The following is a 12214-nucleotide window of genomic DNA, read 5'->3' on the forward strand; positions in this document are numbered from 1 at the left end:
GAAAATGGAGACACGTATTGAACAAGTGGAGGAGTTCACAGTAAGAGGATATGAAATGAATGGGCCTGTAGCGGATATTCCAAAGCTGTGGGATGAGTTAAACCGTATTATTAAAGAAAAGGGTGCTCAGCCTGAAGAGTCCTTCGGGATTACATTAGGAATGGGCAACGGCAAGTTTCATTATTTGGCGGGTATTAACTCGGAGTTGGCAGAAGGGTTTACGGATACGAAGGAATTGTTGATTCCAAGCGGTAAATTTATTGTCGCAAAGGTCGATGGGGGTGTGGAGGCAATTCCGGCCGCTTTTAATGCGTTGTTGCGCAATCCAGATGTGAAACGTAGACATAGTTATGGGTTTGAGCGCTATATCCATCCTATAAGTTCTACGGGATTTGAGACGGAAGTTTGGGTGGCGATTGAGTAAGGCAGGATCTGGCTTTTGCCGGGTCTTTTTTTATTCACATCTCAAATTGTGAATCTAAATGGTTTGCGTAACGTAAATAGAAGTAAGCAGTTAAAGGAGAGAGGGTGATTACATGTTGATCACGATATTTCTAATTGTCATCATCTTGCTATTGGTGAACGTGGTTTATTGTCTATTAAAGATTAGTAATCAATTAAAATTGATTACAGAGCATTTCAATGTGAAAGAAAAAGAAGTTGTTACAATTAGCGACGAAGAGATTGAAAAGGAATTGCAAGGCGGATTCATGAAGAAATAAATACTGAATGTATACAAGGTGAACAAATAAAAAACCACCAGGTTATGGTGGGGGGAATAGATAATTAAATTTGTATAAGTAACAAAATAATTGAAGAAAGGCATAGACATGCACTAGCTAAAAACAAAAAGGCTAGCACCTGTTTTGGTTTCAGTCCAGCACGCAGCAGCCGATAGTGTATTTGGCTAGCGTCTGCTTGGTAAATCGACTTGCCTTGCATATAACGTTTGGCTATGACAAAGAGATTATCAAAGATTGGAACTCCCAAAGCCAAAATTGGAATGAACAATGAGAGAACGGTCGCTTGTTTAAAGGCCCCATCCAAGGCGATAACCGCAAGCAAAAAACCAAGGAAGCTTGCACCCGCATCCCCCATGAAAATCTTGGCCGGGGGCTTATTAAAGCGTAAATAGGAGGCTGTAATGCCTACTAGAACAATGGCCATCATCGCGGAATTCGGCTGACCTTTGGCAACCGCAACAATAAAAAGCGTGACAGCAGATATCGCGACAAGCCCTCCCGCAAGGCCATCCATGCCATCCGAGAAATTGATTACCGTCGTCACCCCGAATATCCATAAAATTGTTAGTATGAACTGTAGAATTAATGGAAGGGTGACATATTCACCCGATAGCGGGTTTACAAAACCATTGAATGTTATACCCGACGCAAAAACTAGAATCGCGGCGGATACTTGCACGACGAATTTCGGTAAGGCCGGGAAGTCCTTCCCCTTTGTTTTGAACCAGTCGTCAATCGTTCCAATGGTTAACAGCAATACTCCTGCTCCAAAAAGGGCCCCGGTTTCCCAAGTAAACTCTCTAGTAAAAAGAAGATAGACGGAAAAAAAGCCAATAAAGAGTGCATAACTCGCCGTCAATGGGATCGGTTTACGGTGTAATTTACGTTCGACGTTTTCCTGGGGCTTGTCTACAAAATCAAGATGGAAAGCGAGCCTCCGTAACGGAGGGATTAAAGCATATACAATAAGGAATGATGCTATAAACGCCAATATGTAAAAGATTTTTCTCACCACCATAATAATATTTATCTATTATTATACAGAATTTTACTAATCTTGTCGATTGGTGACCGATTTTAATAGCTTCTCCGATGTATCTTTTTTTCGAATGTGTTGACTCTCACGTTACGTCATACTCTATAGTCAATAGTGAAGGGAGGCGGAGTTATGAGAGTGAAGGAAGTGGCGGATTTGACCGGCGTGAGTGTGCGCACGCTCCATCATTACGATGAAATCGGTTTGCTTGTTCCGGACAATGTGACGGAGGCGGGCTATCGGGTTTATTCAGATGAAAATCTGACGACCCTCCAGCAGATCCTATTCTTTCGCGAAGTCGGCTTCCCTTTGAAGAAGATCAAGGAGCTATTGGATAGTCCATCGTTCAACCGGTTGGAGGCATTCGAGCTGCAGCGTGACATGTTAATGGCGAAGCGAAAGCAACTGGGAACGATGATTGAGACGATCGACAAGACGCTCCGATCAGAGAGAGGAGAAATGACGATGACGAACGAAGAGAAATTTAAAGGATTCGATTTCAGTTCGAATCCGTATGAGCAGGAAGCAAGGGATCGGTGGGGGGATGAGGAGGTCGATAAAGCGAACAAGAATGTCGCCAAATTCGGCAAGGAAACTCAGGAGGACATGAACCGAATTTATTACAACCTCGCAGAACTTCGCCATACGGATCCGGCTTCAGCGGAAGCTCAAGTAGCTATTGGCGAGTGGTACACGTTTTTGAATAAAATTGGTGACTACTCATTGGAAGCATTCGCCGGACTTGGTGAAATGTATGTCGCGGATGAACGATTTACAAAGAACATTGACAAATTCGGGGACGGTTTGGCTGTTTATATGCGGGATGCGATGAAGATTTTTGCCGATAGAAACTGATGATAATAATATGAGGATTTTTCCCACAGGTTCTGTTGAAGGAGAGAAAAACGCAATGGTTCACAGTAATGTAGTTAGTTTCCATTTTTAAATATATATCCTTACCAACGATTCATCGCTATTTTCACCCAGACAACGTATAATGAGGAAGCAGAAGAAGAATTCATTTTTCCTCTAGTTGAAAAAAGAGGTGCGATTACTTGAAACAGTTTGATACAGCATTACCTGATCAGTATGAAACAGTAAAAAAACAGGCCAATTATACGTCGAGCTGGCGAGAGCGTTTAAATGCAGTCGAATTGTTATCGGCTTATCAACATGACAAGATTATAGATTTATTAAAAAATCGTATGCAGCATGATACTGTCTACAAGGTGCAATTAGCAGCCTATGAAGCACTAGTGGCGTTTGGCGAGGACGTAGAGAAGCCACTACCGGCACGTTTTGATATTATCAAAGACACAGACAAAATATTCCTACGGGTGAAAAAGAGCTTGCCGAAGGACCATTCAGTGGCAGACTTTGCAGATAAGCTAAAACGTATGCGTTTAGATGTCTTTGATGCGTATGAAGGCGATAAAGGTGCACAATTTATGAACTGGATAGAGGAACGTTGGGCAAAACTATAATCAGTAGTTTGGCGATTTAGAAGGAAAGTCATTCTCTCCGCATGTGGAGGGAATGGCTTTTTCTTATCCTACCGTACGGTTCATCTCGTTAGAATTTCCTGATTTATTTGTTACTAAAATAAAAATCCATATAGACGACTTAAGCTAGTTGGCGTATTGTTGAATAAATAAGAAAACGGGAGTGATGACAAATGGACGTCGCGGAATTTTGCGAGCGGTATGCCGTCGAGCGAAAAGGAACGAATTCATTGAAATGGGATGCATTGGATGAGCGTTTCGGTGACCCTGATCTGATTGCCGCATGGGTTGCAGATATGGAGTTCAAGGCCCCCGAAGCAGTATTGGATGCATTGCAAAAACGGATTGCCCATGGTGTGTTTGGTTATTCATTCGTACCCGATTCTTTCTATGAAGCATTTATCAATTGGGAGAAACAGCATCATGGCTACGAAGTGAAAAAGGAATGGTTGCGCTTTTCTACTGGAGTCGTCACAGCACTTTATTGGTTTATCAATGCATATACCAAACCTCGCGAAGCTGTCATGATTTTAACGCCTGTCTACTACCCATTCCATAACGCCGTGAAAGACACCGACCGTAAATTGGTGACATGCGAGCTTGTGAATGATAAAGGAGTTTATCATATTGACTTTGATGCATTTGAGGAAAGCATCGTCGCCAATGATGTAAAACTATTCATCCAATGCTCTCCGCATAATCCTGTCGGACGTGTATGGACAGAAGAAGAATTAGTGAAGGTCCTCTCAATTTGCAAAAGACACGGCGTTCTTGTCGTTTCGGACGAAATTCACCAAGACCTTACTATGGAAGGGTATAAGCATATCCCTTCCGCAATTGTAGGCAATGGTGAATTCGCAGATCAGCTCATTACCGTAACTGCCCCGTCCAAAACATTTAATCTGGCCGGGCTCTTATTTTCCCAAATCATTATCGAGGATGAACAGCTGCGCACCCAATTTGATAACTATGTGAAAACGGTAAATCAAACTGAAGTGAACATCCTTGGATTGACAGCTGCAGAAGCTGCTTATCGGCATGGACAAGAGTGGCTGGATGGATTATTAGCAGTCATCAAGCATAATTACGAACATGTGAAACGACATCTACATGAAGTCGCACCGGATATTATCATCTCTCCATTAGAAGGCACTTATTTGATCTGGCTTGATTTACGGAATGTAATAGATCCCGAGAAAACAAAGGAATTTATCCAAGACCGGTGTCGAATTGCTGTCGATTTCGGGGAATGGTTTGGCCCAGAAGGAAAAGGTTTTATCCGATTGAATATGGCGACTGAGCCACGATTCGTCGAGCTTGCCGTTGAAAATATTTTGTCGAATCTCGGGAAGTGAAAGGTGCTGTCTATTTTATTTTTAAGAAAAGGAAGAAATTCCAAGTGATTCATAGTATAATAGGACAACCATCGATAGATGAGCAATTGTTCCTTCCATGACAACCATGCCATCACTTGCTTTCCTGCGGGATTGAAAAATCTTGGGAAAGTGAAACTCTACGTATAGGTAACACGTATAATATCATATATAGATAAACGCTTGAGCTGTCCGAACCCCTACTCTTGTCTACAACTTAGGGCTTAGAAGGTTTCCACCTGCAGACGGTTTAGGTTCCCCAAAAAAATGTACATACTTGTAGAGAGATGAGTTAGGGGTTGGGATAATGGGAAAAACAATCTATATCGTACTTACAGACACGGGAACATTGTTGTCAAAGGCGATTGGCATGTATACACGTAAAGATTTGAATCATGCATCCATAGCATTCGACGAGCAATTAACCGAAATCTATAGTTTCGGTCGAAAGCAGCAATACAATCCATTCCTCGGTGGGTTTGTTCGTGAAAATGTTGCGGAAGGCATTTTTCAGGAGGCCGACTGCGCTGTATACCGTTGCGAAGTTTCTACGGAAGCGTATATGCGGATCCGTCAGAAAATCGTTCAATTTGAGTTGAATCAAAGGGCTTATAAATACAACTTTATCGGTTTGTTTGGCGTGGCGCTGAATAAAGAAATTCGACGGAAGAGGGCGTTTTTCTGTTCGCAATTCGTCGCGACCGTCATGCAGGAGAGCGAGATGCACCGGCTGCTGACGAGGCCTAGCCTGACAATGCCGCATCATCTAACTTATATGCCCCATATGGAACTAGTATATGAAGGCGACTTGAAAACATATTTACGGACTGCAAGAGGGACGCAAATGGATCGTCCGATTCGGATGGGACTTTGGAAGAGTCTGGCATTCCGCCTGCTTGCCTGATGTTGAAGCTTCTCTGTTACGAGAAGCTTTTTTCACGTCTTCATGCGATAATGAAAAAAAAGATGGAAAAAGGATGACACGATGACAAAAACAATTGATGTACAAGTAAACGCACAAAGTATAGCGGCCTTTAAGAAGGGCTACCCATTGATTTTGAAAGATGCGGTGATGAATCCGGAGGTGTTGCAGGAGGAAGGCTCACTTATCCGCTTGGTTGATAAATACCGTAAATTCATCGCAAAAGGCTATTATGGCAATCAAAATAAAGGAATCGGCTGGGTCTTGACGAGGGATGATAACGAGGAAATCGACTTTGCCTTTTTCGAGTCCAAGATAGCTGCAGCCCTTTCGAGACGGGAGTCTTTTTTTGAAGATAGCGAGACGAATGCATTCCGTATCTTCAATGGAGAAGGCGATGGCATCGGCGGGTTGACGATTGATTATTTTGACGGCTATTACATGGTAAGCTGGTATAGTGAAGGAATCTATTCCATGAAGCATCATGTGTATGGTGTGTTGGACAAGCTCGTGGAATATAAGGCAGTCTACGAGAAGAAACGCTTCGACACGCAAGGCCAATACATTGAGCAGGATGATTTTGTAAGAGGGATCCCTGGAGATTTCCCGATTATCGTGAAAGAAAACGGGATGAATTTCGCTGTCGATTTGAATGATGGCGCAATGACGGGAATTTTCCTTGATCAGCGCGATGTGCGTAAAGCGCTGCGCGACAAGTATTCGGAAGGCAAGCATGTATTGAATACATTCTCGTACACAGGTGCGTTTTCGGTTGCCGCAGTACTTGGCGGGGCGCGGGAGACGACGAGCGTAGATTTGGCGAAGCGCAGTTTACCGAAGACGATCGAGCAGTTCAGTGTAAATGGGATCGACTATGAAGCACAGAATATTAAAGTGATGGATGTGTTCGATTATTTCCGTTATGCGAAACGTCACGAACTGAAATTCGACGTTGTTGTTTTAGATCCACCGAGTTTTGCACGTTCAAAGAAATACACATTCAGCACGGCAAAAGATTACCCGGCCTTGCTGAAGGATGCAATTGACATCACAGAGAAAAACGGCATCATTATTGCTTCGACAAATAACGCAAGCTTTAGCATGAAGAAGTTCAAGACATTCATTGAAAAAGGGTTCGCGGATGCTGGCTCACGCTTTAAAATCCTCGAGGAATCTTCATTGCCAAAGGATTTCCGCACAAGCCGCGACTTCCCGGAATTCAATTACTTGAAAGTCGTCATTTTGCAGAAGTTGAAATAAGAAGTGTAAAGCCATCTCCGGTTGGGGATGGTTTTTTGGTTTTCGATCTATTGATATTGCAATTATCAGAAGAAAGCCTTTCAATAGAGAGATAGATAGAAAAGGGGGAGAGCTAATGGTTGAGGCGGTTCTTCATGGGGTAATTCTAGCGATCGGGCTTATATTACCACTAGGCGCTCAAAATGTTTTTGTGTTCAACCAGGGGGCATTGCAGCCGAAGTTGGTGAGGGCATTTCCGGTCGTCATTACTGCGGGTATTTGCGATACGATTCTGATTGTGGCGGCGGTATCAGGAGTATCTCTGCTCATCTTGACATTCCACTGGCTGGAAACGATGATGTTTGCCGTCGGTATCCTGTTTTTACTGTACATCGGAATTTCTCTTTGGCGAAGCGCTCCTGCGTCAATGGAGGCGGAAGCGGAACGTTTTTCCCCCAAGAAGCAGATTTTGTTCGCAGCATCCGTTTCTTTATTGAACCCACATGCAATCATCGATACGATCGGCGTGATCGGTTCGAATGCCCTTAGTTATTCAGGGGAGGCACGTTTCGCGTTCACGTTGACGACAATCATCATTTCATGGTGCTGGTTTTTCGGACTTGCTGTTGCTGGAAGAGTACTCGGCAAGATGGACACAAGCGGGAAATTCATTGGCATGCTGAACAAAATCTCCGCTGTCGTCGTTTGGGCCGTAGCCATCTATATGGCAATCCGATTACTCGGCAAGTTTTTTTGATGGTGCCTGTGCATGACACATTTATGACAATTCATGTAGGTCGATATTAATACAGAAGTAAAGCCAACGAAACCTGGTTTTGTTGGCTTTTTCATTTCTCATTATACAATTGTAGTTAATAATCTGAGTAGTGTCATGCACAGGCACCTTACGAGTTATGCTCGAGTTTGCTATGCTCTCGCTCGTTTCGGGATTTGGCCACATCAAGAATAAGATAATAATAAAGGGAATTGAAGTTTCATTGTTGAATTATGACTAGGTTGGGGGTGATCCTGTTGGTTTCATTAAAACCGATTAAGCGGAGCAGACTGAGAATCTTTGCAGGGAAGAAAGTATATAGACTGAAACGCTATAGTCAATGGCTGTTTGATGGGAAAAAGTATGCGCGCAAAAGACTCGATAAAAAACTGCCATATAGTATTAAAAAGCACCGGACTCCTTTGCTAAGGCAATTGAAGGACGTCGATATGCAGTTGCAAAGAAATAAAATAACTAATCTCGGGATAGCCGCAAAACAATTGCATAAAGTCGTCATTGAACCAGGGGAAACCTTCTCATACTGGCGCCTCATCGGCAATACGACGAAGCGGAAAGGGTATGTGGATGGCATGATCCTCCACTATGGAAAAGTGACTGTCGGGACAGGCGGTGGGTTATGCCAATTGTCCAATCTCATTTATTGGATCACGTTGCATACGCCGCTGACTGTGACGGAGCGCTATCGACATAGCTACGATGTCTTTCCTGATTCGAACCGGAGTCAGCCATTCGGCAGCGGAGCGACATGTGCCTATAATTATTTGGATTTGCAAATAAAGAACGAAACCCAAACACCATATCAGCTGGTGATCTATTTGACAGACACACATCTCAACGGTGAATGGCGTTCGATTTCACCGGCAACCCGAATATATAAGATTTACGAAAAAGAGCATCATTTCACAAGGGAATTATGGGGCGGTTACATCCGCCATAATTCGATTTTTCGGAAAGTATTCGACGCTGAAGGGAACCAGATCGACGATGAATTCGTCACAGAGAATCATGCGATAACAATGTATGAGCCATTTCTCACATATGAGGGGGACGGGAAATGATTATCATGATTAACGGGGCTTTCGGTGTCGTAAAAAACGTGGATGTAGACGGGAGGCGTGACATATCAAACATCACGATATACATTCGGAAAAATCATTGGGGATAAACACTATAAAAGCAGTGAAACAACTCGCCCATTTCGGCTGGCAGCAAGCACTATCCTGTTTGTTCCCGGTCGTTATTTTTGCCTCACTGGCGCTGACGAAAATCATTCCGCTTCCTTTTCTATCCCGATACGACTGGCTTCTGGTCATTTGCGTTCTCATGCAATGGTGGATGCTACGTTCGGGACTAGAAACGAAAGACGAACTAAAAGTCATTACCCTGTTCCACTTGATTGGACTTACTCTTGAAATTTTCAAGGTGAATATGGGTTCGTGGTCTTATCCAGAGGAAGGATATTTCAAAGTTTTGGGAGTGCCTTTGTATAGCGGATTTATGTATGCAAGTGTAGCAAGTTATCTATGCCAAGCGTGGAGGAGGCTGGATGTCGACCTCATTAAGTGGCCGCCTTTTTGGATAGTAGTCCCTCTTGCTTCAGCAATCTATTTGAACTTTTTCACCCACCATTATTGGATCGACATTCGTTGGTGGTTATCTGCATTCGTCATCATCGTCTTTTGGAAATCATGGGTTAGTTATAATGTGAATGGATCTCAGTACCGGATGCCGATTGCTCTTTCATTTGTCCTCATCGGTTTTTTTATATGGGTAGCTGAAAACATCGCGACATTCTTCGGTGCATGGCAATATCCAAACCAAGCCGACGCATGGAGTCTAGTTCATCTTGGAAAAGTTAGCTCTTGGCTGTTATTAGTGATTGTCAGCTTTCTTATCGTAGCAACGTTGAAGCAGGTAAAAGAGAAGAAAAATTGAGCTGCAGTTCTGTAATGATAAGACATTTCAGTTTAAGGTGGGGGATAATATGAGCACGCAGTGGTTGGATTGGGCAAAAAGGATTCAGGCACTGGCCCAATCAGGGTTGGCATTTTCAAAGGATATATATGATATAGAGCGCTATGAGGAATTTCGCAAAATCAGTGTAGAGATTATGTCAGAACACACCGATCTTGAGATACATAAAATTGAAAGCTTGTTTACGAACGAAACAGGTTATCAAACACCGAAAGTGGACGTTCGAGGTGTGGTCTTTAAAAATGATCAAATCTTAATGGTGAAAGAAAATATCGATGATAAATGGGCATTGCCGGGCGGGTTTTGCGATATTGGATTGTCTCCGTCAGAAAATATAGTGAAGGAGATTAAAGAGGAATCTGGATTTGATGTAATTCCGGTTAGATTAATTGCATTACTGGATAAAAACAAGCATCCCCATCCTCCAGAACCATACCATTACTATAAGATTTTTATTTTGTGTGAAATTATTGGGGGAGAGCCTGCTATAGGACCCGAAACGAATCAAGTTGAGTTCTTTACGGAGAACAATTTACCCTCGCTCTCTTTGAATCGAAATACCGAATCTCAACTAGCAACAATGTTTGAATTCCTGGAGGACCCAGAAAAGGGTACGGTATTTGATTGATTTCATTCCACTCGCGGTAGAATCTTATATTCAACTAATAGTTGATAGGCGGTTCTAGGGCTATATGCTACGCTGAATATACAGTGCGCGCTGAAACCTATTGGGGAGGCTGTTTGTATGTTGGAAACAAGGAAGATTGGGAGTTATATTTCAAAGCTTCGAAAAGAGCGGGATTGGACGCAGGTGGAAATGGCGGATCAGTTGAATGTGAGTCATCAGGCCGTATCGAAATGGGAACGTGGAGAATCACTGCCGGACCTTGGGACATTGATGAACATCGGACAAGCATTTGACGTGTCGATGGATGAGTTGATGAATGGAGGTGCCGAGCGAGAAGGTTCAGTATATATCCATAATCTTGGGCGGATCATAAAGGGGATTTCTGAGGACCGTCGGGAAGAGGTTGCGGAAATGATCAATGCAGGCGAAGCGGATATGGATGAATTGATTGAAGTCGCCCCATTATTAAGAGCGAGTGAATTGGCTGCCGTGACGGAAAGGGTCGATAAAGGCTTGTTCAATGAGGATATGATTGTGAGACTGGCACCGTTTGTGGAAACGGAGTTGTTAGATGGGCTCGTACTACAAGCGATGGAGGACAGTGTTGAATTGGAATTGATCGGGAGATTGGCTCCGTTTGTTAGCGGTAACGCGTTGGGGCATTTGCTGGACAAGGCTGTTACAGATGGAGTAGATTTTGACGCTGTAGTCCGGCTCGCACCATTCGTGGAGCAAGAGTCATTGGATAAGCTTGCACTTCAGGCGGTTGAGGATGGCATTGAATTGGAGCAGATCGGTAAAATGGCACCGTTTGTCAGCAGAGAAGCATTATGGAATATTCTCGATAAAGCTGTTACGAAAAATGTGAATTATCATGCCGTTATCAAGCTGGCACCTTTTATCGGAAGAGAACATGTAGATAAATTGATGGATCGAGCAGTGGGCGAAGACCTTGAATGGGAGTTTGTCGTCAAATTGGCCCCGTTTTGCAGTAGGGCAATGTTGAATCGATTGGCGGAACAAGTGAGAGAGGGAGAGTTGGATTCATGCCGCTTAGTTTCCCTTGCTCCATTCATTGACGGGGAAGTCTTGAGCAGAATTGTGGATGGGATGGAAATGAGCAAGTTTGCTCCGGAGACTGTGGCGGAACTAGCACCATTTGTAGATAAAGGAACGTTAAGCAGATGGATTCAAGGTTTGTTGATTAAGTGAGAGGGAAAGCAGCACTGTGAATGCGGTGCTGTTTTTGAATTATATAAATGATTTATCTTGTTCTCTTAGTTTAGAATTATCTGGCTGCATGGAACGGGTGTATGGTATACTGTGAGAAAAATAGCATACTTTTTAAAGGTGATAAGCATTCTGTATTTGTAACAAAATTCCACTTAAAACAGTACAAGTCTGCACAAGTGATTAGGGGGAAATAGTATGTTCGTTCAAAATGAACGGATAACAATCCGGGAACTTGTGGATCGGGATAAGTTCCTGTTAGCCAAATGGTTGTCCGACCCCGAAGTTCTTCAGTATTACGAGGGAAGGGATTGTCCACTGGATCTTGCACAAGTCGAAGAGGATTTTTATGGGGAAGCTGACGGTGAAAGCCGATGTCTCATTCTGTATGATGAGAAGCCGATTGGATATGTACAGTTCTATCCGCTCGGTGAAGATGAAAGGCGGATTTATGGTTACTCTTATCCGTCGGAAATCCTTTACGGAATGGACCAGTTCATAGGCGAACCTGTCTTTTGGAATAAAGGAATTGGAACGCAACTTGTCGAAATGATAGTTGCGTATTTAGTGGCTGAAAAAAATGCTGACCGCATTGTAATGGATCCGCAAACTTGGAACGAGCGGGCGATCCGTTGTTATGAGAAATGTGGATTCAAGAGGGTCAAGCTCTTGCCGAAGCATGAATGGCACGAAGGGGAATACAGGGATTGCTGGCTAATTGAATATAGAAATGAAAGAATGGAAATTTGAAAAATAGTTGGAGGAACTAGG

At 43.2% G+C, this 12214-nt stretch carries 14 protein-coding genes; 13 read left to right on the forward strand and 1 reads right to left on the reverse strand.

Going from position 1 to position 12214, the window contains the following annotated elements; genetic code table 11:
* Window positions 1-4 precede the first annotated feature (4 nt).
* Together M3193_RS12095 and M3193_RS12100 are read left to right on the forward strand one after the other, a co-directional pair.
* Complete coding sequence (locus M3193_RS12095) at window positions 5-424, forward strand: GyrI-like domain-containing protein (protein ID WP_251627980.1); 420 nt, start codon at window positions 5-7, stop codon at window positions 422-424.
* 112 nt (window positions 425-536) lie between these two features.
* On the forward strand, window positions 537-722 hold the full coding sequence (locus tag M3193_RS12100; RefSeq protein ID WP_251627981.1) for a hypothetical protein: 186 nt from the start codon (window positions 537-539) through the stop codon (window positions 720-722).
* Window positions 723-786: 64 nt separating this feature from the next.
* Here M3193_RS12100 and M3193_RS12105 read toward each other — a convergent pair whose 3' ends face one another.
* Window positions 787-1761 (reverse strand): MraY family glycosyltransferase, encoded by a 975-nt coding sequence (locus M3193_RS12105; protein WP_251627983.1) that lies wholly within the window; start codon window positions 1759-1761, stop codon window positions 787-789.
* 150 nt (window positions 1762-1911) lie between these two features.
* Here M3193_RS12105 and M3193_RS12110 point away from each other — a divergent pair, with 150 nt between their 5' ends.
* The 11 genes from M3193_RS12110 (at window position 1912) to M3193_RS12160 (ending at window position 12193) form a co-directional block, all read left to right on the forward strand.
* Complete coding sequence (locus M3193_RS12110) at window positions 1912-2634, forward strand: MerR family transcriptional regulator (protein WP_251627985.1); 723 nt, start codon at window positions 1912-1914, stop codon at window positions 2632-2634.
* A 200-nt stretch (window positions 2635-2834) separates the two neighbouring features.
* Window positions 2835-3263 (forward strand): HEAT repeat domain-containing protein, encoded by a 429-nt coding sequence (locus tag M3193_RS12115; protein ID WP_251627986.1) that lies wholly within the window; start codon window positions 2835-2837, stop codon window positions 3261-3263.
* Window positions 3264-3454: 191 nt separating this feature from the next.
* Entirely contained in the window at window positions 3455-4636 is a 1182-nt protein-coding gene (locus M3193_RS12120; RefSeq protein ID WP_251627988.1) for a MalY/PatB family protein, read from the forward strand.
* 325 nt (window positions 4637-4961) lie between these two features.
* On the forward strand, window positions 4962-5558 hold the full coding sequence (locus M3193_RS12125; protein WP_251627990.1) for a hypothetical protein: 597 nt from the start codon (window positions 4962-4964) through the stop codon (window positions 5556-5558).
* A gap of 81 nt (window positions 5559-5639) precedes the next feature.
* Complete coding sequence (locus M3193_RS12130) at window positions 5640-6836, forward strand: class I SAM-dependent rRNA methyltransferase (RefSeq protein ID WP_251627992.1); 1197 nt, start codon at window positions 5640-5642, stop codon at window positions 6834-6836.
* A gap of 115 nt (window positions 6837-6951) precedes the next feature.
* Window positions 6952-7572, forward strand: a complete 621-nt coding sequence (locus M3193_RS12135) for a LysE/ArgO family amino acid transporter (RefSeq protein WP_251627994.1) — start codon at window positions 6952-6954, stop codon at window positions 7570-7572.
* A 269-nt stretch (window positions 7573-7841) separates the two neighbouring features.
* Complete coding sequence (locus tag M3193_RS12140) at window positions 7842-8669, forward strand: VanW family protein (protein WP_251628295.1); 828 nt, start codon at window positions 7842-7844, stop codon at window positions 8667-8669.
* Window positions 8670-8781: 112 nt separating this feature from the next.
* Complete coding sequence (locus M3193_RS12145) at window positions 8782-9546, forward strand: DUF817 domain-containing protein (protein ID WP_251628297.1); 765 nt, start codon at window positions 8782-8784, stop codon at window positions 9544-9546.
* Window positions 9547-9595: 49 nt separating this feature from the next.
* Window positions 9596-10213 carry an NUDIX hydrolase gene (locus M3193_RS12150; protein WP_251627996.1) on the forward strand — a complete coding sequence of 206 codons (618 nt, stop codon included), beginning with the start codon at window positions 9596-9598 and terminating at the stop codon, window positions 10211-10213.
* A gap of 117 nt (window positions 10214-10330) precedes the next feature.
* A complete protein-coding gene (locus tag M3193_RS12155) occupies window positions 10331-11425 on the forward strand; it encodes a helix-turn-helix domain-containing protein (protein ID WP_251627998.1) in 1095 nt (364 codons plus the stop codon).
* Between the two features lie 216 nt (window positions 11426-11641).
* Entirely contained in the window at window positions 11642-12193 is a 552-nt protein-coding gene (locus tag M3193_RS12160) for a GNAT family N-acetyltransferase (RefSeq protein ID WP_251628000.1), read from the forward strand.
* Window positions 12194-12214: the final 21 nt, after the last annotated feature.

The sequence above is a fragment of the Sporosarcina luteola genome (genome assembly GCF_023715585.1).
GTDB lineage: Bacteria > Bacillota > Bacilli > Bacillales_A > Planococcaceae > Sporosarcina > Sporosarcina luteola_D.